This is a genomic window from Pseudomonas sp. B6(2017) (assembly GCF_002112765.1).
In the GTDB taxonomy this organism is placed as follows: Bacteria; Pseudomonadota; Gammaproteobacteria; order Pseudomonadales; family Pseudomonadaceae; genus Aquipseudomonas; species Aquipseudomonas piscis.
Map to the genome: position 1 here is coordinate 91113 of NZ_NEIQ01000005.1, position 21063 is coordinate 112175.

Annotated in this window: 18 protein-coding genes; 6 read left to right on the forward strand and 12 right to left on the reverse strand. The window is 65.5% G+C overall.

The features are described from left to right. Positions 1-39: 39 nt before the first annotated feature. The 7 genes from CAG11_RS09925 to CAG11_RS09955 form a co-directional block, all read right to left on the reverse strand. A complete protein-coding gene (locus CAG11_RS09925) occupies positions 40-1050 on the reverse strand; it encodes a chemotaxis response regulator protein-glutamate methylesterase (RefSeq protein WP_085596179.1) in 1011 nt (336 codons plus the stop codon). Next, positions 1047-3389 carry a hybrid sensor histidine kinase/response regulator gene (locus CAG11_RS09930; protein ID WP_085596180.1) on the reverse strand — a complete coding sequence of 781 codons (2343 nt, stop codon included), beginning with the start codon at positions 3387-3389 and terminating at the stop codon, positions 1047-1049. Before CAG11_RS09930 ends, CAG11_RS09925 begins: the two co-directional genes overlap by 4 nt. Then, complete coding sequence (locus CAG11_RS09935; RefSeq protein WP_085596181.1) at positions 3386-4072, reverse strand: chemotaxis protein CheW; 687 nt, start codon at positions 4070-4072, stop codon at positions 3386-3388. Before CAG11_RS09935 ends, CAG11_RS09930 begins: the two co-directional genes overlap by 4 nt. Then, complete coding sequence (locus CAG11_RS09940; protein ID WP_085596182.1) at positions 4069-5337, reverse strand: protein-glutamate O-methyltransferase CheR; 1269 nt, start codon at positions 5335-5337, stop codon at positions 4069-4071. The genes CAG11_RS09935 and CAG11_RS09940 overlap by 4 nt, the downstream gene beginning before the upstream one ends. After that, positions 5334-5870 carry a chemotaxis protein CheW gene (locus tag CAG11_RS09945; protein WP_085596183.1) on the reverse strand — a complete coding sequence of 179 codons (537 nt, stop codon included), beginning with the start codon at positions 5868-5870 and terminating at the stop codon, positions 5334-5336. Before CAG11_RS09945 ends, CAG11_RS09940 begins: the two co-directional genes overlap by 4 nt. Next, positions 5870-7492: a methyl-accepting chemotaxis protein gene (locus CAG11_RS09950; protein ID WP_085596184.1), complete on the reverse strand. Its 1623-nt coding sequence runs from the start codon at positions 7490-7492 to the stop codon at positions 5870-5872. Before CAG11_RS09950 ends, CAG11_RS09945 begins: the two co-directional genes overlap by 1 nt. A gap of 204 nt (positions 7493-7696) precedes the next feature. After that, positions 7697-8422, reverse strand: a complete 726-nt coding sequence (locus tag CAG11_RS09955; protein WP_085596185.1) for a tellurite resistance TerB family protein — start codon at positions 8420-8422, stop codon at positions 7697-7699. Between the two features lie 232 nt (positions 8423-8654). On the opposite strand from CAG11_RS09955, the gene CAG11_RS09960 reads away from it, so the two are divergent. From CAG11_RS09960 to CAG11_RS09975, 4 genes are all read left to right on the forward strand, one after another. Next, a complete protein-coding gene (locus CAG11_RS09960; protein WP_256578558.1) occupies positions 8655-9104 on the forward strand; it encodes a hypothetical protein in 450 nt (149 codons plus the stop codon). Next, on the forward strand, positions 9097-10113 hold the full coding sequence (locus CAG11_RS09965) for a hypothetical protein (RefSeq protein WP_085596186.1): 1017 nt from the start codon (positions 9097-9099) through the stop codon (positions 10111-10113). The genes CAG11_RS09960 and CAG11_RS09965 overlap by 8 nt, the downstream gene beginning before the upstream one ends. 134 nt (positions 10114-10247) lie before the next feature. Then, on the forward strand, positions 10248-10844 hold the full coding sequence (locus CAG11_RS09970; RefSeq protein ID WP_085596187.1) for a TetR/AcrR family transcriptional regulator: 597 nt from the start codon (positions 10248-10250) through the stop codon (positions 10842-10844). A 2-nt stretch (positions 10845-10846) separates the two neighbouring features. Then, positions 10847-12040, forward strand: a complete 1194-nt coding sequence (locus tag CAG11_RS09975) for a DUF418 domain-containing protein (RefSeq protein WP_085596188.1) — start codon at positions 10847-10849, stop codon at positions 12038-12040. Here CAG11_RS09975 and CAG11_RS09980 read toward each other — a convergent pair. After that, entirely contained in the window at positions 12037-12570 is a 534-nt protein-coding gene (locus CAG11_RS09980) for a GNAT family N-acetyltransferase (protein ID WP_085596189.1), read from the reverse strand. The genes CAG11_RS09975 and CAG11_RS09980 overlap by 4 nt on opposite strands. Positions 12571-12770: 200 nt before the next feature. On the opposite strand from CAG11_RS09980, the gene CAG11_RS09985 reads away from it, so the two are divergent. Then, positions 12771-14396, forward strand: coding sequence for a glucan biosynthesis protein D (locus CAG11_RS09985; protein WP_085596190.1), 1626 nt, complete (start codon positions 12771-12773; stop codon positions 14394-14396). A gap of 66 nt (positions 14397-14462) precedes the next feature. Here CAG11_RS09985 and CAG11_RS09990 read toward each other — a convergent pair whose 3' ends face one another. The 3 genes from CAG11_RS09990 to CAG11_RS10000 all read right to left on the reverse strand — a co-directional run bounded on the left by CAG11_RS09990 (position 14463) and on the right by CAG11_RS10000 (position 18353). Beyond that, complete coding sequence (locus tag CAG11_RS09990; RefSeq protein ID WP_085596191.1) at positions 14463-15569, reverse strand: NADH:flavin oxidoreductase/NADH oxidase; 1107 nt, start codon at positions 15567-15569, stop codon at positions 14463-14465. A 314-nt stretch (positions 15570-15883) separates the two neighbouring features. After that, positions 15884-17593 (reverse strand): single-stranded-DNA-specific exonuclease RecJ, encoded by a 1710-nt coding sequence (gene recJ, locus CAG11_RS09995; protein WP_022642524.1) that lies wholly within the window; start codon positions 17591-17593, stop codon positions 15884-15886. Between the two features lie 217 nt (positions 17594-17810). Next, positions 17811-18353: a YaeQ family protein gene (locus CAG11_RS10000; protein ID WP_085596192.1), complete on the reverse strand. Its 543-nt coding sequence runs from the start codon at positions 18351-18353 to the stop codon at positions 17811-17813. 222 nt (positions 18354-18575) lie between these two features. Between CAG11_RS10000 and CAG11_RS10005 the strand changes: the two genes are divergently transcribed. Continuing rightward, a complete protein-coding gene (locus CAG11_RS10005) occupies positions 18576-20309 on the forward strand; it encodes a hypothetical protein (RefSeq protein ID WP_085596193.1) in 1734 nt (577 codons plus the stop codon). A 24-nt stretch (positions 20310-20333) separates the two neighbouring features. Here the strand turns inward: CAG11_RS10005 and CAG11_RS10010 are convergent, their stop codons facing one another. After that, positions 20334-21023: a phospholipase D-like domain-containing protein gene (locus CAG11_RS10010; protein WP_085596194.1), complete on the reverse strand. Its 690-nt coding sequence runs from the start codon at positions 21021-21023 to the stop codon at positions 20334-20336. Positions 21024-21063: the final 40 nt, after the last annotated feature.

Here is a 21063-nt window from a genome sequence, read left to right on the forward strand (position 1 = left end):
CCTGAAGTGCTACCTGGCCAGGACAGCTGCGTTTATCAGTCATTTGGCGAATATCTCCAGCAAACGTGGAGCGATCTTGTCCAGTGGGCGAATCTCTGCGGCGGCGCCGATGGCAGCGGCCGCCTTGGGCATGCCATACACCGCGCTGCTGTTCTGGTCCTGAGCGATGGTCAGATAACCCTGATCGCGCATCAGCTTCAAGCCCTGGGCGCCATCTCGGCCCATGCCCGTCAGCAACACGCCCACCGCATCGCCATTCCAGTAACTGGCGACACTTTCAAAAAATACGTCGATGGAGGGTCGGTATATCTCGTTCACCGGCTCGGCGGTATAGGCCAGCGTGCCGTTCTTCAACAGGCGGATGTGATGGTTGGTGCCCGCCAGCAGCACCGTGCCGCTTTGTGGCGGTTCCCCTTCCCGGGCCAGGCGCACTGGCAACCCCGATGCACTGCTGAGCCACTCGGCCATGCCCGCGGCGAACACCTGGTCGACATGCTGGACCAGCACGATGGCGGCGGGAAAGTCCTTTGGCAAGCCCTTGAGCAACACTTCCAGGGCTGCCGGCCCGCCGGCCGAGGAACCGATGGCCACCAGGCTGCGGCGTGCCACACCGTTGCGCAGGGGTTGCGGCGCGGAACGCACGCGACTGCCACTCTGGCCGATCAGCCAGCCGATATTGAGGATCTTGCGCAGCAACGGCGCCGCCGCCTCCTGGGCGTTGCCCGCCCCCACCGCCGGCGTATCGACCACATCCAGGGCGCCGTGGCCCATGGCCTCGAACACCCGGTGCACGTTCTGCTGGCGGTCGACGGTGACAATGACGATGGCGCAGGGCGACTCGGCCATGATCCGCCGCGTGGCCTCGACCCCGTCCATCACCGGCATGATCAGGTCCATCAGGATCAGGTCCGGGGTCAGCTCGGCGCAGTACTGCACCGCTTCCGCCCCGTTGGTGGCGACCCAGACCACCTCATGGCTGGGGTCGAAGGCCAGCGCCCGGCGCAGCGCCTCCACCGCCATGGGCATGTCATTGACTATCGCTATCTTCACGCCCGCGCTCCTCCAATCAGTTCCACCACCGCATCCAGCAGGGCGTCGTCATGGAAACTGGCCTTGGCTAGATAATAGTCGGCACCGGCATCCAGTCCACGACGCCGGTCTTCCTCACGATCCTTGTAGGACACCACCATCACCGGCAACGACTGCAGGCGATTGTCACGACGCAGCAGCGTGACCAGTTCGATCCCATCCATGCGCGGCATATCGATGTCGGTGATCAGCAGGTCGAAGCTTTCCGAACGCAGGGCATTCCAGCCGTCCATGCCGTCCACGGCCACGGCCACGTCGTAGCCGCGATTGATCAGCAGCTTGCGCTGCAGTTCGCGCACCGTCAGCGAGTCGTCGACCACCAGGATCCGCTTGCGCGCAGCCTGGGCATGTTGCTGGTGATGCCGGGCGATGCGCTCCAGGCGACCGGTGTCGAGCAGCTTGTCCACCGAGCGCAGCATGTCCTCGACATCGACGATCAACGCCACCCGGCCGTCATCCAGCAGGGCACCGGCGGAAATGTCCTGGATCTTGCCCAGGCGCTCGTCCAGCGGCAGCACCACCAGGGTCCGCTCGCCGATGAAGCGCTCCACGGCGATGCCGTACACCGCCTCGCGCTCGCGGATCACCACCACCTTCAAGGTAGCCGCGCCATCCTGGGTCGCCGGCCGCTGCAACAGTTGGCTGGCGGCCACCAGGCCGACATGCCGGCCCTCGTGCCAGAAATGCTGGCGCCCTTCCACCTGGACGATGTCCTCCGGCTCCAGGTCGCGCATGCGCTCGATATGGGCCAGCGGGAAGGCATAGGCTTCGCCCCCCACCTCCACCACCAGGCTGCGCACCACCGACAGGGTCAACGGCACCTCTAGGTGGAAGCGACTGCCTTGGCCGCTGACCTGCTCCAGCACCACCGCCCCACGCAGCTGGCGCACCATGTGCTGCACCGCATCCAGGCCGACGCCCCGGCCGGAAACCTCCGTGACCTTGTCCCGCAGGCTGAAACCCGGCAGGAACAGGAACGTCAGCAACTCCTCCTCGCTGAGCTGGGCGGCAGTTTCGGCCGGCGATAGATGACGCTCGACGATGCTCAGGCGCAAGCGCTCCAGGTCCACGCCATGTCCGTCGTCGCTCAACTCCAGCACGAGCAACCCGGCCTGGTGCGAGGCCCGCAGGCGAATCACCCCCTCGGCCGGTTTACCCGCCAGCAAGCGCTGCTCGGGCAGTTCGATGCCGTGGTCGACGGCATTGCGCAACAAATGGGTCAGCGGTGCCTCGAGCTTTTCCAGCACGTCGCGGTCGACCTGGGTCTTTTCACCCTCGATCTCCAGGCGCACCTGCTTGCCCAGGCTGCGCCCCAGGTCCCGGACCATGCGGACCTGGCCGCCCAGCACATCGGCGAAGGGCCGCATCCGGCAGGCCAGGGCCGTGTCGTAGAGCACCTGGGCGCGCTGGCTCGCCTGCCAGCCGAACTCATCGAGCTCGGCGGTCTTTTCCGCCAGCAGCTGCTGGGACTCGGCCAGCAACCGCCGCGCATCCGCCAGCGCCTCCTGGGCCTCAAGGCCCAGGGCATGCTCCTTCAGATGCAGGTTGAGGTTCTCCAGGGCCGCCAGGCTGTTGTTCTGGATCCGCTTGAGACGCTGCAGGGTGGCCAGGTAGGGCTTGAGCCGCTGGGTTTCCACCAGGGACTTGCTGGACAGATCCAGCAAGCTGTTGAGCCGTTCGGCGGTGACCCGCAGCACCCGCTCACCGCCATCGGTGACCCGCCGGCCACGGCGCAGGCCCGGGACCGGTTCCTGGGCTGGCTCGTCAGGTGCCTGCGCTTCAGGCTCGAGGTCGGCCAGCGTCGGCGCAGGCTCCGGCATCTGCAGCCTGGGCTCGAGCAACAATTCCGGCAGGCCCACCGCAACAGGCGCCGGCACGCCTGGCGCTGCCAGCTGCGGCGCGCCAGGCCCCTGGGTCAACAAGCGCTCCATCAGCGCCACATAGGCCTGGATATCCGGGGCCACCAGTTCGGCACCGCCTGGAGTGGCGACGCGCATCAGCAGGTCGGTGCCCTGGAGCAAGGCGTCGATGTGCTCGGGTTGCAGATAAAGGCGCCCTTCCTGGGCACTGACCAGGCAATCCTCCATGACATGGGCGACGCTGACACCGGCATCGATCCCGACGATCCGGGCCGCGCCCTTGAGGGAGTGGGCCGCACGCATGCAAGCCTCCAGCTGGTCGGCCTGGGTCGGGTTACGCTCCAGGGCCAGCAACCCGGCGCTGAGCACTTGGGTCTGGGCCTCGGCTTCCAGGCTGAACAGCTCCAGCAGCGAGGCGTCGCGCATTTGATCGGGGGTCATGTCAGGCTCCGGGTCACGGCCGAGAGCAATTGCTCTTCATCCAGCAAGCGCAAGCTGCGTCCTTGCCATTGCAACACGCCACGGGTGTATTTGGCATTGGCCTGGTCGCCGGACGCCGAAGCGTTGTCGAGGATGCGTTCCTCGATGGCATGGATGCCATGCACCTCGTCCACCGGAACCACCACCGGGCCGCCTTCGGCACCGATGATCAGCATCCGCGGCATCACCCGGGCACTGGAGGCTATCGCCGGTGAGCTGTCGAGCCCCAGCAACTCGGTCAACGACAGGCAGGCCACCAACGCCCCGCGGACATTGGCCACCCCCAGCAAGGCTCGTGAACGCTGGTGCGGCAGGGAATGGATCGCCTGTTGCGGCGCCACTTCCAACAGACAGCGGGTAGGCAACCCCAGCCATTCCTCGCCAAGACGGAACATCAGCAGCGAGCGGCTGGCCACATCGCTGTCGGTTTCCTCGGCCACCGAGCGCTCACGGTCCTGCTGGCGCAACGAATAACGGTCCAGCAGGCGCGTGGCGGCAGCCGAATACACCGAACAGTTGCGGCAATGGATGTGCTCGGCCAACAGAGGACAGGACTTGTCGCCATGGATACCGATGCGGTTCCAGCAGTCATCGATGACCTGCGCATCTTCACGGGTCACGTCCAATGAATAGGGATGGCTCATCGTTTCAACTCACTGTCGGCGGTGCGCGAACTACGGGCCGCGCGTTCCTGCAAGCGTTGGGCGCCAGCCGCATCGCCCTGGGAGGCCAGCAACGCCGCCAGGTGGGCCAGGGCCTCGGGATGCTGCGGCTCCAGGTACAAGGCCTTGCGATAGAAACCCTGGGCCTCCATGGCGTTGCCGGAAACATCGCTGAGCAGGCCCAGCCAGTAGAACACCTGGGCCGCCGGCTCATGCTCGCGCAGATAGCGCTCGCAAGCGGCGCGGGCCTCGGCGCTCTTGCCCTCGTTGGCCAGCGTGGCGATGCTGGCCAGCAGGCTGGCGGCATCGCTGGCGGGCGGCGCGGGCTCCACCGCCGGCAAGGACGCCAGGCGGCTGGCGAAAGGACGGTGGCGCGGCGCCGGCGGCACGACATTGCGAGACGGAATCGGCAGTGGCGGCGGCATGGGTTGCGCCAGCACCGGCTCGGGCTCGTTGTGGCGCCGGAAGGCGAAGGACTGGGGAATGCCGATCGAGCGCATGCCCAGGCGCCCCAGCAGGCTGCCCTCGGCCGGTCCGATGAACAGCACGCCCTCCTCGTGGGTGAGGCGCTTGAGCACCTCGAACACCTGGCGCTGGGTCGGCTGGTCGAAATAGATCAGCAGGTTGCGGCAAAAGACGAAGTCGAAGGCCGGCTCGGCGGCCAGCAACCCTGGCTCCATCACGTTGCCCACTTGCAGGCGCACCTGCTCGCGCACCCGCTCGCTCAGGCGATAGCGCTCGTCCTCGGCGACGAAATGCCGCTCACGAAAGCCGATGTCCTGGCCACGGAAGGAGTTCTTGCCGTAGACCGCGTTCCTGGCGCGCTCCACCGACAACGGACTGACGTCCAGGCCATCGACCTTGAACTGATGGGGCGCCAGGCCGCCGTCCAGCAGGGCCATGGCGATCGAATAGGGCTCCTCGCCGGTGGAACAGGGCAGGCTCAACAGGCGCAGGGCACGCATGCCCTTGAGCTGCGCCAGGCGCGCGGTGGCCAGCTTGACCAGGGTGGAGAAGGATTCCGGGTAACGGAAGAACCAGGTCTCGGGAACGATAACCGCCTCGATCAGGGCCTGCTGTTCTTCCCGCGAGCCCTGCAACCGCTGCCAGTACTCGTCGCTGCCATGGATATGCAAGGCGTTGCAGCGCTGGCGCAACGCCCGCTCGATGATCGCCGGCCCCACGGAGGCGACATCCAGGCCGATACGTTCCTTGAGGAAATCGAAGAACCGTTGTTCGCCGCTCATCGAAGCTCCTCGAGTGCGGCCGGGTCCGGCGGCGGATCGGGAAACAGCAAGTCGCGGACCGGCGCTCCCAGCAGGTCGTCGACTCGTACCCACTGCAACAGGCCCTGCTCATCCTCCAGCACCGGCCCCAGGTAGGGCGCCTGGGAGTTGTCCAGGCCATAGGGCTGGAACCGCGCCGGGTCGCAGCGCAGGGTGTCGTTGGCCTGCTCCAGCAACAGCCCCAGCACCCGGGCCGGCTGCCCGGCATCGCCGTGATAGTGCACCAGCACCAACCGCGTGCTGGTGCGCTGCTGCGCCGGACGGCCGAAGGTCAGCTGGCATAAATCGACGACCGGGACCACCACGCCACGATAGGCGAAGACACCCGCCACCCAGGCCGGGGCCTGGGCAATGGGCTTGAGCTGCAGGCGCGGCAATACCTCCACCACGTCCACGGCACGCAGCGCATAACGCTCGTCGCCGATGCGAAAGACCAGGAACAAGACGCTCTTGGCCCCGGCAGCGCCATGGCGCTTGTGCGCGAGTTCGTCCATCAGACTTTGAAACGCGACACGCCGCCACGCAGGCCCACGGCCACCTGGCTCAGCTCATCGATGGCGAAGCTGGCCTGGCGCAGGGACTCGACGGTCTGGCTGCTGGCATCGCCCAACTGCACCAGCGCGTGGTTGATCTGCTCGGCGCCGGTGGCCTGGGCCTGCATGCCCTCGTTGACCATCAGCACCCGCGGCGCCAGGGCCTGGACCTGGTGGATGATCTGCGACAGTTGCTCGCCCACCTGCTGCACTTCGGCCATGCCGCGCCGGACCTCTTCGGAGAACTTGTCCATGCCCATGACACCCGCCGACACCGCCGACTGGATCTCGCGGACCATCTGCTCGATGTCATAGGTCGCGACCGCCGTCTGGTCCGCCAGGCGCCGCACTTCGGTGGCCACCACGGCAAAACCGCGCCCGTACTCGCCGGCCTTCTCCGCTTCGATCGCGGCGTTGAGCGAGAGCAAGTTGGTCTGGTCGGCGACCTTGACGATGGTCACCACCACCTGGTTGATGTTGCCGGCCTTCTCGTTGAGGATCGCCAGCTTGGCATTCACCAGGTCCGCCGCGCCCATCACCGAGTGCATGGTGTCTTCCATCCGCGCCAACCCCTGCTGGCCCGAGCCGGCGAGCACCGAGGCCTGGTCGGCGGCGCTGGAGACTTCGGTCATGGTGCGCACCAGGTCCCGCGAGGTGGCGGCGATTTCCCTCGAGGTGGCGCCAATCTCGGTGGTAGTTGCCGCGGTCTCGGTGGCCGTGGCTTGTTGCTGCTTGGACGTGGCGGCGATCTCGGTCACCGAGGTGGTGACCTGCACCGACGAACGCTGGGCCTGGGATACCAGGGTCGCAAGTTCGCTCATCATGTCGTTGAAGCCGGTTTCCACCACGCCGAATTCGTCCTTGCGCTCCAGGTTCAAACGCCTGCTCAAGTCGCCGGTGCGCATGATTTCCAGGATATCGACGATACGGTTCATCGGCGACAATATCGCGCGCATCAGCAACAGGCCGCACAGGCCGGCCACCAGGATCGCCACCAGCAGCGAAACGCCCATGCTGATCTTGGCGGCGAGCACCGCGTCGTCGATCTGCGCAGCGGCCGAATCGGCCACGCCCTTGTTCTCTTCGATGATGTCGTTGAGCTTCATCCGACCGGCGACCCAGGTGGGGGTCATTTGTTCATTGAACAGGCGAATGGCTTCGGCATTCTGGTTATGCCGATGCAGGTCCAGGATCGTGGCCAGGGTCTTGAGCAGGCTCTGGTGATAGTTCTCGAAATCGTTGAACTCCCTCAGGTCGCTCTCTCCACGAAGGGTTTCCTTGTAGCTGGCCATGTACTTCTGCAGGCGCTGTTCGAAACCCTGGAAGTCGGCCTCGTCCTGCGCCGTAACTTCCTTGCCCTCGTCCAGGCCGAGAATGGCCTGGGTACGCAAGTAGCTGTCGACCCACGAGCCACGGATCATCGAACTGAAATAGACCCCCGGGATGGCATCGGAACGCATGCGCTCCTCTCCGGCCTCGATTTTCAATAGCCGCGAGTACGAGACGACGACCATCAGCAGCATGATGGTGATGATCACCGCAAAGCTCGCCAAAATGCGTTGGCGCAACGTCCAGTTCTTCACAGCCAGCCCTCGAACCCATTCAAAAATGGGGGGAGTATAGCCGAGGACGATCCGGGTTTTATGGGTGGTTTAACGACACAGGCAGGACTTTTGCTCAATGGGTTCAGCCGCTCTGGATAGCGGCATTGCGCAGCCCCATCCACCCTGACCGGGCATTTTGGCAAATTCCCCAGGCAGAACCGCCATCCATGGCCGCTCGCTGCCTCAGGCCATGCCTTGGCGTGCCTGTCGCTCCAGCTCGGCCTTGAGCCCAGGTGCCAACTGCAGTTGGCGCGCCAGCTCCTCCAGGTAGGCCTTTTCCATGAAGTGCTGGTCATCCACCAGCAGCAGGCTGGCCAGGTACATCTCGGCGGCCATTTCCGGAGTGCTGGCAGCCCGAGCCACATCCGCCGGGTCCAGCGGCTTGTTCAGTTCAGCATGCAGCCAGCGCTGCAACTGCGGATCGTCGTCCAGCTTGCTGAACTCGCCTTCGATCAGCGACCGCTCGCGCTCATCCACATGGCCATCGGCCTTGGCCGCCGCCACCAGGGCCTTGAGGATCGCCTGGCTATGCTGTTCGGCCTGCTGCGCCGGCAAGCGATCGAGGGTCTGCGGCTCATTGCCCGGCGCGCCAGCCTGTTGTGCCTGCCAATTGCCGTAGGCCCTATAGGCCAGCACCCCGAGCGCGGCCAGGCCACCATAGGCCAGCGCCTTGCCGCCGAAGTGGCGGGCCTTCTTGTTGCCTAGCAACAAGCCCATGGCCCCAGCGGCCAGCGCACCGCCACCAGCCCCGGAAAGCAGGCCGCCCAGGTTGCCGGTCTTGCCGCCAAGCAAGGCGCCCAGGCCCACCGGATCGCCCTGGGGCTTGGCCTGCGGGCTCGCCCCCGCCTTGTTCTGCAAAAGCTCCTGGCCCGACTTCAAGAGTTGGTCGAGCAAGCCGCGGGTATTCATCTGCCACCTCCCAAGAAAAACGAGTGCACGTCGACACCTAAGGTTGCAAGCCTAGAGAGAAGTGCCCGGACCCAGGGGGCGATAATGCTTCTGGATGTTGCGTGCGCCAGGTCTTGCCAGCAGCGCTTTGCCGCGCTGGATTAGCGCCTGGAGTTACGGCACTATCCGCCGCCATGAACCTTTGGTGCCCTTGAGCGGCCCTCCCAGACACCTCCGGCAGTAAGGACGTGCCATGTCTCGTCACACCCCCATCAAGGCCTCGCTGGACCGCCAGCGAGCCCGTCGCCTGAACCACGACCAGGGCAACCGCGACCAGGTCGTACGCATCGGCCTCGGCCTGGCGGTCCACTCGCTGCCGGTACTGTTGTTCTACCTGGCCCATGCCTGGGGCATCCCGTTGTACCGCAAGCTGGTCAATCCGGCGGTGGTGGAGCCGATGGCGCAATTCTCGTTCTTCCTGCTGATCCTGGTCAGCGCCCTGCTGGCCCTGCTGCCCAGCCGGAAGTTCAAGCTGGGCCTGGTGGCCGCCCTGGTGCTGTTCAATATCTGGGCGATGTTTCCCGACAACCCGGTACGCGGCTACGTCTACTGCTTCCTGAGCTCAGTGCCACCGCTGCTGGCCATCTGGCTGACCCAAAGGTTGTGCCAACGCTTCGAGCGCCTGGAGCTGGCCCATGCTTGAGCACAAATACAGCCTGGCCGCCTTGGGCCTGGTGCTCGCCTGCGCTGCCCAAGGCCTTCGCGCCGAACCGGTGGCGTGCCCATCCGCGGACCTGCCGACTTTCGCCCAGGCCTTTGCCAGCAGCCCCGAGCTGCAGCAAGCGTTCAGCCGCTCGCCCATGGTCGAGCAACGCGTGGTCTATGACGAACGGGGCCGGGCAATCACCATCCGACACAAGCGCGAAGGCGCCGAGCGTCCGCAACTGACCCTGCTCGCCCCCCAGGCCCAGGCCTGGAGCGGCCTGCAAACCTTCTGGGAGGGCGAGACCCTGGTCGTGCATGACGCCCAGGGCGATGTGGTCCAGGCCTTCGTGTTCGAGAAGGACAGCTGCTGGCAACTGGTCCGGGTGGAGCAATGGTCCATGGGCGACCTGCTGGACCAGAAGGCAACGCCCGGCGAGACCGAGGTCCAGCGCCAGGTACGCAAGGCCGAGCTGTTCCTGGACTACGGTGCCCGCGAGCAGTATCCGCTGACCACTTATTTCTTCGAACTGGGCCAGCGCATCTTGCTGGATGCCGCCCGCCACGGTTCGGCCAATGCCGCAGTACAAGCTGTAAGCCTGGGATATTCGGGCATGGCCCCGGAACTCAAGCCAGGGGAGCCGGAGAAGTTGCTGCTGCCCTACGCCCAGAGCGACGCCGAGGCCGCCTTGATGCTGTCCATGTACTACTGCGACCCGCACGCCAATGGCCCGGAAGAAGGCTGCCAGGACCCGGTCAAGGCCGAAGCGGTGGTCATGCAGGCACTGCGCAAGCTGGATGCAGGCGTGCTCTACAACACCCTCGCCAGCGCACTGGCCAGCGGACGCTGGGGCACCAGGGACCCGGACCGGGCCGTGGCCTGCTACCAGCAAGCGCTGCAACGCGACTACCTGCCCAGCCTCTCCCCCCTGACTTGGAGCACCAGCCAGGGCCAACTGCCCAAGCAGCCGGTCCAGTGCCTGCCGGAACCGGCCCGGCAGCAAGGCTGAACGACTTCGAAACCGGGATCAGGCCGATGCCGGTGTCGACCCTCATTGACGCTTTTTAACAAGAATTGCATTGCCCGGATCCTGCGTGCCTGAGTTAATTGAGTGACTGCTCAATTAACTAAAAAGGCCATTGGATGCGTCCTGCCAACCTTGCGCAACGCGAAGCCCGGTGCAACGCCCTGCTCGATGCCGCCGCCCGCTGTTTCGCCGAAAGCGGCTATGCCGCCACCCGCACCGCGGACATCTGCCTGCGGGCCGATATGAGTGCCGGCAACCTGTTTCACTACTTCCCCAGCAAGCAAGCGCTGCTATTGGCGTTGATCACCCGTGAAGGCCAGGAAATCCAGCAGGCCATGGACCAGCTGCTGCTGGAACAGGCACCGCTCTCGGCCCTGCTGGGGTTTCTCCAGCATGTCTGCCAGCTGGCCGAAGATCCGCACTACACCGGCCTGGCCCTGGAAATCGCCGCCCTCAGCCATCGCGACCTGGACATCGCATGGCACGCACGGCAAAACGACCTGGTGCTGCGCGACGGCCTGGCGGCGCTGGTACGCCAGGCCAGCGCACAAGGCCTGACCCGGCCTCAACTGTGCCCCGAGCAGGCCGCCACCTGGCTGGCCGCGCTGATCGACGGGCTGTTCACCCGCATTGCCGTCGACCCGCAGTTCTCGCCCCAGGCCCAGGCTCCGGTCTTGAGGCAACTGGCCCTACACCTGTTGCAGGGAGATTGAACATGGCCCAACCCCAGAGCCTGGCACCGACCCGCCTGCAACATGTGGACGCCCTGCGTGGATTCGCCCTGCTGGGCATCCTGGCGGTGAACATCTGGTCCTTCGCCGACCCCTACTACGCTTCGCCGACCAGCAACCCGGCCTACTCCAGCGCCCTTGATCACCTGGTGCGCTGGCTGGTGTCGGTCCTCTTCGAGGCCAAGTTCTACCTGCTGTTCTCCTTCCTGTTCGGCTACAGCTTCACCTTGCAGATGAGCTCCGCCGAACGTTCTGGGGCGTCCTTCGTGCCACGCATGTTGCGCCGGCAACTGGCCCTGCTGGTCATCGGCCTGGTGCACGGTGCGCTGCTGTTCTATGGCGAGATCCTTTCGCTGTATGCCTTGCTCGGGTTGATCCTGCTGGCGCTGCGCGGGCTATCGGCCAGGTGGGCGGCGGTACTGGCGCTGCTGCTGGTCATCGCCAGCACGCTGATGTTCCTGCTGCTGGGGGCCGAACTGCTGGAAATCGGCCTCTACACCGGCAAGGCCGACGGCGAATCGCTGCTCAAGGACATGGCCTTGGGCGGCACTGCGCTGGAGACCCTGGCCTACAACGCTTCGCACCTGCTGGAAACCGCCTCGGCCCTGTGGCTGCTGCAAGGGCCCAGCACCCTGGCGATGTTCCTGCTGGGCTACGTGGCCGGGCGCAAGGAACTGCTGGTGGCGCCCTATCGCTTTGCGTCCCGGCTGCCATGGCTGCTGGCGTGCACCCTGCCCCTGGGCCTGGGCGGCGCCATGCTCTATGGCTACTGGGCCGCCTATGCCCCCGGTGGTGGCCTGGAATTGATCGGCTATGGCCTCAGCCAGTTGACCGCGCCGCTGCTCTCGGCCAGCTACGCCATGCTGCTGCTCAAGGCCTTCGACTCACCCCTGGGCCAGCGCCTGTGCCGGCGCCTGGCGCCCCTGGGGCGCATGTCCCTGAGCAACTACCTGCTGCAATCAGTGATCCTCTGCCTGCTGTTCACCGGTTACGGGCTGGGGCTGGTCAACCATTTGCCACCGCTGGCCTTGCCGCTGGTGGTGATCGCCATCTACCTGGCGCAGATGCAACTCAGTGCCCTGTGGCTGCGCCACCACCAGTACGGCCCTTGCGAATGGCTGCTGCGCGCGGTGACCATCGGCGCCTGGCCGAACTGGAGCAAACCCCGCCAGGCCTAGGCCAGGCGCAGGTACAGGTGAATGTCCTCGGGCTCCAGGCGCAACAGCTCCGGGTCCGGGACGTCCAGCAACTGGCAACCCAGGCCCTGGTAGAAATCCACCGTATGCCGCGACGGCGTGGCCGACACGTACAGGCCCTGGCCGCCCATGGCCAGGGCCTGCTCCCGGGCCAGGGCGAACAACTGCCGGCCCAGGCCACGACCGCGCCAGCCCTGGCTCACATGCAGGAACTTGAGCTGGCGCAGGTCCAGTCCGGCGTTGGCGATCGGCAGGCAATCCACCACCGCCGCCGCCACCAGCCGCGTGTCGTCGAAGGCCCCGTGCAGCCAGCCGCCGCGCTGATGACACTGCTGCAAAATCACCTCGTCATGCTCGGCTTCCCCGGCCGGCCAACCGGTCACCACTTCATGCTGGGCATAACGCACCAGCTCTCCATCCTGCAGGCGGTAGAACGATTCGATGATCTCGGCACGGTCGATGGTCTTGAGCAAGGCGATTTCGTCTTCGACAAGTGGTCGCAGGCGCAGCATGGGGCAATTTCCTAGGGCTGGTTAAGTCGTTACCTATGGACACAAGCTAATCATTTTTCTGCCCCGGGCGAACCGATTATTCTACGCAGCATCTGTTTAAGGTCATACGGGTTCGGCCAACGGCTTGGCCGGACCTCATCCACGCGATCCCCCGAGCGGCCAAGAACGGCTGCGGATCTTTCCCTGTACAAGGCTTAACCATGCATCGTAGGAATCTCCTCAAAGCGTCCATGGCCCTGGCGGCCTATACCGGCCTTTCGGCCAGCGGCCTGCTGGCCGCCCGAGCCTGGGCCGGTACCGGTGCCGCCGATGGCGAGGCACAGGCATTCGACTTCGAGCGCCTCAAGGCCCAGGCCAGGCAACTGGCCGCCAAGCAGTACGTGGACACCAAGCAGGTGCTGCCGCCGACCTTGGCGCAGATGACCCCGCAGGACTTCAACGCTATCCAGTACGACGCCAAGCATTCGCTGTGGAATGACCTGAACGGCCAGCTGGATGTGCAGTTCTTCCATGTAGGCATGGGCTTTCGCCAGCCGGTGCGCATGCACAGCGTCGACCCCAAGACCCGCCTGTCGCGGGAGGTGCATTTCCGTCCGCCGCTGTTCAACTACCAGAACACCCGCGTCGACACCGCGCAGCTCAAGGGCGACCTGGGTTTCGCCGGGTTCAAGCTGTTCAAGGCGCCGGAGCTGGATAAACACGACGTGGTGTCGTTCCTCGGCGCCAGCTACTTCCGCGCAGTGGACGCCACCGGCCAGTACGGCCTCTCGGCCCGGGGCCTGGCCATCGATACCTACGCCAAGCATCGCGAGGAATTCCCCGACTTCACCCAGTTCTGGTTCGAGACCCCGGACAAGGACAGCACCCGCTTCGTGGTCTATGCCCTGCTGGACTCGCCGAGCGCCACCGGCGCCTATCGCTTCGACATCGACTGCCAGGCCGAGCGCGTGGTGATGGAAGTCGATGCCCACATCAATGCGCGTACCGCCATCGAGCAACTGGGCATCGCACCGATGACCAGCATGTTCAGCTGCGGCACCCACGAGCGGCGCATGTGCGACACCATCCACCCGCAGATCCACGACTCCGACCGCCTGGCCATGTGGCGCGGCAACGGCGAATGGATCTGCCGGCCGCTGAACAACCCGGCGACCCTGCAATTCAACGCCTTCGCCGACAAGGACCCGAAAGGCTTCGGCCTGGTGCAGACCGACCATGACTTTGCCAGCTACCAGGACACCGTGGACTGGTACAGCCGTCGCCCGAGCCTGTGGGTCGAACCCACCACCGCCTGGGGCGAGGGCAGCGTCGACCTCTTGGAGATCCCCACCACCGGCGAGACCATGGACAACATCGTGGCCTTCTGGACGCCGAAGAAACCGGTGGCCGCCGGCGACTCGCTGAACTACGGCTACAAGCTCTACTGGAGCGCCCTACCGCCGGTGGGCACGCCCCTGGCGCGGGTCCACGCCACCCGTTCGGGTATGGGCGGCTTCGTCGAGGGTTGGGCTCCGGGCGAACACTATCCGCCTGTCTGGGCGCGGCGCTTCGCCGTGGACTTCACCGGCGGCGGCCTCGATCGCCTGCCGGCGGGCACCGGCATCGAGCCGGTGGTCACCGCCTCCAACGGCCAGGTCAAGGACTTCAGCGTACTGGTGCTGGACGAGATCAAGGGCTACCGCATCCTCTTCGACTGGTACCCCACCAACGACAGCGTGGACCCGGTGGAACTGCGGCTGTTCATCCGCACCAACGACCGCACCCTGAGCGAGACCTGGCTGTACCAGTACTTCCCGCCGGCCCCGGAGAAACGCAAGTACCCTTGATGCCCTACCGGTGAGGCGACCCCGTACCACTTCCTTGACTGGCCGGTTTTTCTTGCCTGCAAACGGTCAGTCCCGCAGGTCCGATTCATGGATCGGCTGGTCCCTGTGGGTCGCCCGCTGGTACTGCGCCGGCCAGGTGGCGTTGCGCCCGCCCAAGTCGTCGTCGGCATGCAGCGGCCAGTAGGGATCGCGCAGCAGCTCCCGGGCCAGCAGGATGATGTCCGCCTGGCAGGTACGCAGGATGTGCTCGGCCTGGGCCGGCTCGGTGATCATGCCCACGGTGCCGGTGGCGATTCCCGACTCCTTGCGCACCCGCTCGGCGAAGCGCGTCTGGTAGCCGGGGCCGGTGGGGATCTCGGCATTGGCCGCCGTACCGCCGGACGACACGTCGATCAGGTCCACCCCCAGGTCCTTGAGGCGCCTGGCCAGTTCCACGGTTTCGTCGGGGTTCCAGCCGTCTTCCACCCAATCGGTGGCCGAGACCCGCACGAACAGCGGCAGCTCCTGCGGCCAGACCTGGCGCACCGCTTCGGTCACCTCCAGTACCAGGCGGATGCGGTTCTCGAACGAACCACCATAGCGGTCCTGGCGCTGGTTGCTCAGGGGCGAAAGAAACTGGTGCAGCAGATAGCCGTGGGCGGCGTGCACTTCCACCACCTTGAAGCCGGCCTCCAGGGCCCGCTTGGCAGCGGCGACGAAGGCCTGGACGACGTCGGCGATCTGGTGCTCGTCCAGTGGCGCCGGTGGCGTGTGCTGCGGGTCGAAGGCGATCCGCGACGGCCCTACCGGCACCCAGCCCCCGTCTTCGGGCTTGACGCTGCCGGACTTGCCGAGCCAGGGCCGGTGAGTGCTGGCCTTGCGCCCGGCATGGGCCAGCTGGATGCCGGCGACGGCGCCCTGGGCACTGATGAAACGAGTGATGCGGCGCAAGGGTTCGATCTGGTCGTCGTTCCACAGCCCCAGGTCCTGGGCGGTGATCCGGCCGTCGGCGGTGACCGCCGTGGCCTCGGTGAAGATCAGCCCGGCGCCGCCCACGGCACGGCTGCCCAGGTGCACCAGATGCCAGTCATTGGCCAGCCCGTCCACCGACGAGTACTGGCACATGGGCGACACGGCAATGCGGTTGATCAAGGTCAGTTGACGCAGGGTATAGGGTTCAAGCAGCAGACTCATGGGGCACCTCTCGGTCAGTGGTCAGGCTCCAGGGATCTGTTTGAACGGTCGACGAGTGACTGCGAAGTTGAAGCGCCCGCCCCCGCGGGAAGAGAAAAGGACAAAACGTCACAAGGCCAATCAGACAGTCCTAACAGACTAGTCGACAACATTGGCCGAAGCAGGGTTCCTGATCACTCGCCGAGCGAAAACCCCAGGCAGCGCTCCATCTAGCCCCTGCCGCAGGCTGCGCATCACCGTGCAGCGGGGCTATCTGCGACCGCTGCGCGACCGGTCGCAGCCTCGCAGGTTCGACAGCAGCGGCTACAGGTGCGTCAGCGGGGCTCGATGTGGGCGATCATCAGTTGCACGGTTTCCTGGCCACGGAACTCGTTGAGGTCGAGCTTGTAGGCCAGCTCCACCCAGCGGATGGTCGGGTTGGGCCAGACTTCGCGATCGATGCCGAAGGCGATGCCGTCCAGCTTCAGCGAACCGCATTCACTGCGCAGCACCACCTTCAGGTGGCGTTCGCCGACGATACGCTGCTCCACCAGCTCGAACACCCCATGGAACATCGGCTCGGGGAAGTGCTGGCCCCAGGGTCCGGCGTGGCGCAGGGCGCGGGCCAGTTCCAGGTGGAATTCCTCCACGGCCAGGGTGCCGTCCGAGAGCAGGCGCCCGGTGAGGTCTTCCTCGTTGAGCTGGCGCCGCACCTCATCATCGAAAGCCTCGGCGAAGGCCGGGAAGTTCTGCTCCGGCAGCGACAGGCCGGCGGCCATGGCGTGGCCACCGAACTTGCTGATCAGTTGTGGATGACGGGCGGCCACCGCGTCCAGGGCGTCACGGATATGGAAGCCCGGCACCGAACGCGCAGAGCCCTTGAGCATGCCGTCGCCAGCGTCGGCAAAAGCGATGGTCGGCCGGTGGTAACGCTCCTTCAGGCGCGAGGCGAGGATCCCGATCACCCCCTGGTGCCAGTCGGCATCGAACAGGCACAGGCCGAACGGCATCGATTCCACCGGCAGCTCCTTGAGCTGGGCCAGGGCTTCGCGCTGCATGCCCTGCTCGATGGACTTGCGGTCCTGGTTCAGCTCATCGAGCTGGGCGGCCATGGCCCGCGCCGCCGACGCATCGTCGCTGAGCAGGCACTCGATACCCAGGCTCATGTCGTCCAAGCGCCCGGCGGCGTTCAGCCGAGGCCCGAGGATGAACCCCAGGTCGGTGGAGGTGATGCGCGAATGGTCGCGCTTGGCCACTTCCAGGATCGCCTTGAGCCCCGGCCGGGCGCGACCGGCGCGAATCCGCTCCAGGCCCTGGTGCACCAGGATGCGGTTGTTGGCATCCAGCGGCACCACGTCCGCCACGCTGCCCAGGGCCACCAGGTCCAGCAGCTCGCCGATATTCGGCTGCGGCCGGCTCTCGTAGCGGCCCAGGCTGCGCAGGCGCGCACGCAGCGCCATCAGCACATAGAAGATCACCCCGACCCCGGCCAGGGCCTTGCTGGGAAACTCGCAGCCCGGCTGGTTGGGGTTGACGATGGCGTCCGCCGCCGGCAACTCCGGGCCCGGCAAGTGGTGGTCGGTGACCAATACCTGCAAGCCCGCGGCCTTGGCCGCAGCCACGCCGTCGACGCTGGAGATGCCGTTGTCCACGGTGATCAGCAACTGCGGCTGGCGCTGCAGGGCCACCGCGACGATTTCCGGGGTCAGGCCGTAGCCGTACTCGAAGCGGTTGGGCACCAGGTAGTCGACATGGGCCGCGCCCAGCAGGCGCAGGCCCAGCAAGCCGACGGTACTGGCGGTAGCGCCGTCGGCGTCGAAGTCGCCGACGATGAGGATGCGCTGGCGCAGGTCCAGGGCGGTCACCAGCAGGTCCACCGCGGCGTCGATGCCCTTGAGCTGCTGGAACGGGATCAGCCGCGCCAGGCTCTTGTCCAGCTCATCCACCGTCTGCACGCCTCGGGCGGCGTAGAGACGGGTCAGCAACGGCGGCAGGTCGCCGAGAAAGGGCAGGACGGCGGGCAACTCACGGGGTTCGATACGCATGGGCTAACGACAGCTTCTCTTGGATACGGTGGATCGATCAGGAACGGGGACGCAGGCTTAGCAGGCCGTTGAAAAACGTAGGCGAGGCAGCCAGCGCAAGGCAAAAACAGGCGAAAAAGCGCAGTTCACGAGTGGTAAATGAGCATTTTGACCAGGCTGGCGCACCAGCTTGTTTTTAACGCAGCGATGGCAACGCAGATAGTTTTTCAACGGTCTGTTAGCCGCGATCGCCCAATAGCCACTCCAACTGCACTTCATGCTGGCCGCGATCGTCGGTGACGAAGAGGGTGCCTTCGCTGATCATCACGTCCCACTTGATCACCCGTGGCATGTCCTTGGCCAGGGTCTCCAGCACGTCCTGGGGCACACCGGCGATGTTGAGGTTCTTCAGGTTCTTCACCGCGTCCACCACCCGGGTCTGCCAGACCCGCAGGCTGCCGTAGGCCAGGAGGCTGGTGCGCTCGGTACGACGCGAGCACCAGGTCAGGCGCTCGGCGTCCGGCTGGCCGACTTCGATCCAGTGCAGCACGCGGTCATCCAGGCTCTTTTCCCACAGCGCCGGCTCATCCACATCCGACAGGCCGCGCCCGAACGACAGCTGCTCGTTGTACCAGAAGGCATAGGCCAGCAGGCGCACGGTCATGCGCTCTTCGGTTTCCGAAGGGTGGCGGGCGATGGTCTGCTTGACGCTTTCGTAGACCCCGCGGTCGAGGTCGGTCAGGTTCAGTTCGAATTTGTAGGTGGTGGACGGCTGGGCCATGTGCGGGCTTCTTGAGTATGCGAAAAGGCGGCAAGTCTAACCCGAAACCCGCCGCCCTGCCCGACCGCTGGCCGGTCAGCGGCCCTCGCGTTGAAATCCACTGCAACGCATTGCCTGGGTAAAGTCGATTGCCAGCCTGCCATCAGGGTTTTATAACCCCCGCGCGAATCGGCCGGCGCGCACCGCGCCAACGCCGCAGTTCAATAGAAGAAAAGGACGTCCATGACCCTCTTTGTCACCCTGCTTGTCATCATGCTGCTGTTCATCGCACTGATTCTGTACTCCCGCCAGAAAATGGCTGAACAGAACGAGGACCTGCCAACGGCCAGCGACGTTACCTCGCAGATCAACCAGACCCTGCTACTGAGCAAATCCGAGCCGCTGCTGGCGCTGAAACTGGCCGAGCGGTTGAGCGGCGAGCTTCGGGAACTGGCGCTGCAATTGGTGACCGCCGAACTCTACCTCGCGGGGCACAAGGCCAAGGCCCTGGAAATGGGCAGGCAATTGCCGCCCATGGCTCGGGACTATGTCCTCAACACGCTGATCGAGTCGCTGCTCGACACCAACGACACCCAGACCTGCCTGGAACTGCTGGAGCAATGGGGCGAACCACTGCCCAGCTGGCCACTGCTGCAGGTGCGCATTCTCCAGGCCCGCGGCGAGCAGGATCGGGCCCTGGCCGTGCTGGGCGAGCTGAGCGACCCCGAAAACCCCGCAGCCCAGGAAGAGCAAAGCATCAGCAATTGCCTGATCCTCTCTCGCCTGCAATTTCAGGCGGGAATGGAAGACCAGGCGCTGCTCAGCCTGGAACGGGCCTGGGCGCAATTCCAGGACCCCGCCGCGGGGCGCTATCTGACGGAGTGGCGCAGCCTGTTCGATGAGTGCGCGGCCCAGGGCCGGTTTGAACGGGTCCTCGCCCGGATGCCGGCACTGGCTGCCGAAGAACAGGTCCAGGCCATCCTCGCCCTGTTCGAGGCCGGCCAAACGGAGCCGGCCTTTAACCTGATGGCAGACAACAACACCCTCTATTACTCGACCTACAGCGACCTGATGGACGCGGCACTGAAGCGCCAGCAACTTGATCTTGCCCTGCGCCTGCTGGAGCAAATCCCCGACCTGCATCAGCACGGCATGCTCCTGCACCTGCTGAACCACCTGGCGACACAAGGCCGCACCGCTGAAGCCGAGGCCCTGCTGCAGGAGCGGGTAAGCGAGCCGTCCCAGCGTCCGAGCCTGATGCTCAGCCTCTGCGAAGAGCACCACCAGGCGCAGCCGCAATGGACTGCCGCGCTGCTGGCTCAGGCCCTGCGACTGATCGACGGCTACAAGCACGAGTCGGAACTCTGGAGTGGCATGCGCCTGCACGCTCTGAAGGTCCAGTTGCAAGTCCAGAGCCGCCTGCCTGCCCATCGCCGGGACAGCTGGCTGGTGCGTAGCAGCCTTGAAGAAATGCACAACCTGCGCCAGCAGCAAGATACCGAGCAGCAACTGCTGTACCTCTGCCAGCAAGCGCGGCTATTGCATGATCTGGACCAGACCGCCCAGGCCAAGACGCTGCTGGAGCAGGCGATTGAATTGCTGGACAGCGCCGCAGAGACAGAGATCGAAGAAGACCTGAAAACCCTCTACCTGGAGGACATCGCCAGCGCCTACCTGCACCTCGACGAGGCAGAAACGGCCCAGGCGCTGCAGGCTCAGTTGCACGCCCTGGAAGCCGGCAGTCACATCCTGGAAGAGGACCTGCTGCTGCACCACATCCAGCACCAGCGCTTTGCCCAGGCCATCGAGGCGCTGAACCTGAGCACCCTGCTCAGCGAAAAGAAGCCGCTGTCACGCCTGTATCAAGCCCTGGAGGAGATGCATCAGCGTGCCCCCGAGCGCGCCGCCGAGTTTCAGCAGCAACTGCTGGACCGGCTGATCAGCGGCGAAGCCATGCGCGCCTCCCGACCCGCCTGACCGCCCCCGCCCCGCTGCGCGCCTTCAACGAGGCGCGTAGCGCTCCCAGAGCTCGTTGAACTCCTTGAGGTAGCTGGCCACCAGGTGCGGGTGGTCGATCACCAGCAGGTTTTCCTCATTGCCGGTGGTGGCGCTGCGGGTCCAGTTGAAGCTGCCATTGAGCAAGGTGCGGCCATCGAACAGGGCGAACTTGTGGTGCATGTGGAACGGCGTATCGTCGATTCGCACCGGCACTCCGGCCTCCCGTAGCGCGGCGATATCGCTGCCGACATCGAACTGCTTTTCACTGTCGCTGATCACCCGCACCGCCACGCCGCGCTGGTGGCAGGCGCGAATCTCGTCGCTCAGTTGGTCATCGGAAATGGTGAACACGCAGATATCCACCGAGCTGCGGGCCTGGCGACACAGCTCGCGGATCTTGCGCCGGCAATCCTCGCCGGGGCTGAAGTGGGCGCTGGCCATGTCACGTACCGGCGCGACGCTGATATCCAGGGTCTTGACCACCTGCTCCAGCCATTTCAGGGCCGGCAGCACGTTGGCGCTGTCCGCCAGGCTCAGCTCGCGCACCAGGTCGAAGGCGCGATTGCGCAGATAGCGCACCTGGTCGGCGCTGAGCTCGCTGCCCAGTTGGCGCAGCTCATCGCGCTCCTCGTTGCTCAGTTTCAAGTCCAGCAGGCTGTCGCGCAGTTGCCGGTCCAGATGGGCGAAATCCATGTCGTTTTCCTTGGGCCGCCACCAGCGAGCCGGTGGCTGG

Bases quoted from the DNA above. Each gene is read 5' to 3' on its own strand.
- CAG11_RS09930 (WP_085596180.1), bottom strand. From the start codon at position 3,389: ATGACCCCCGATCAAATGCGCGACGCCTCGCTGCTGGAGCTGTTCAGC.
- CAG11_RS09935 (WP_085596181.1), bottom strand. From the start codon at position 4,072: ATGAGCCATCCCTATTCATTGGACGTGACCCGTGAAGATGCGCAGGTC.
- CAG11_RS09940 (WP_085596182.1), bottom strand. From the start codon at position 5,337: ATGAGCGGCGAACAACGGTTCTTCGATTTCCTCAAGGAACGTATCGGC.
- CAG11_RS09945 (WP_085596183.1), bottom strand. From the start codon at position 5,870: ATGGACGAACTCGCGCACAAGCGCCATGGCGCTGCCGGGGCCAAGAGC.
- CAG11_RS09955 (WP_085596185.1), bottom strand. From the start codon at position 8,422: ATGAATACCCGCGGCTTGCTCGACCAACTCTTGAAGTCGGGCCAGGAG.
- CAG11_RS09960 (WP_256578558.1), top strand. From the start codon at position 8,655: ATGTCTCGTCACACCCCCATCAAGGCCTCGCTGGACCGCCAGCGAGCC.
- CAG11_RS09965 (WP_085596186.1), top strand. From the start codon at position 9,097: ATGCTTGAGCACAAATACAGCCTGGCCGCCTTGGGCCTGGTGCTCGCC.
- CAG11_RS09970 (WP_085596187.1), top strand. From the start codon at position 10,248: ATGCGTCCTGCCAACCTTGCGCAACGCGAAGCCCGGTGCAACGCCCTG.
- CAG11_RS09975 (WP_085596188.1), top strand. From the start codon at position 10,847: ATGGCCCAACCCCAGAGCCTGGCACCGACCCGCCTGCAACATGTGGAC.
- CAG11_RS09980 (WP_085596189.1), bottom strand. From the start codon at position 12,570: ATGCTGCGCCTGCGACCACTTGTCGAAGACGAAATCGCCTTGCTCAAG.
- CAG11_RS09985 (WP_085596190.1), top strand. From the start codon at position 12,771: ATGCATCGTAGGAATCTCCTCAAAGCGTCCATGGCCCTGGCGGCCTAT.
- CAG11_RS09990 (WP_085596191.1), bottom strand. From the start codon at position 15,569: ATGAGTCTGCTGCTTGAACCCTATACCCTGCGTCAACTGACCTTGATC.
- recJ (WP_022642524.1), bottom strand. From the start codon at position 17,593: ATGCGTATCGAACCCCGTGAGTTGCCCGCCGTCCTGCCCTTTCTCGGC.
- CAG11_RS10000 (WP_085596192.1), bottom strand. From the start codon at position 18,353: ATGGCCCAGCCGTCCACCACCTACAAATTCGAACTGAACCTGACCGAC.
- CAG11_RS10005 (WP_085596193.1), top strand. From the start codon at position 18,576: ATGACCCTCTTTGTCACCCTGCTTGTCATCATGCTGCTGTTCATCGCA.
- CAG11_RS10010 (WP_085596194.1), bottom strand. From the start codon at position 21,023: ATGGATTTCGCCCATCTGGACCGGCAACTGCGCGACAGCCTGCTGGAC.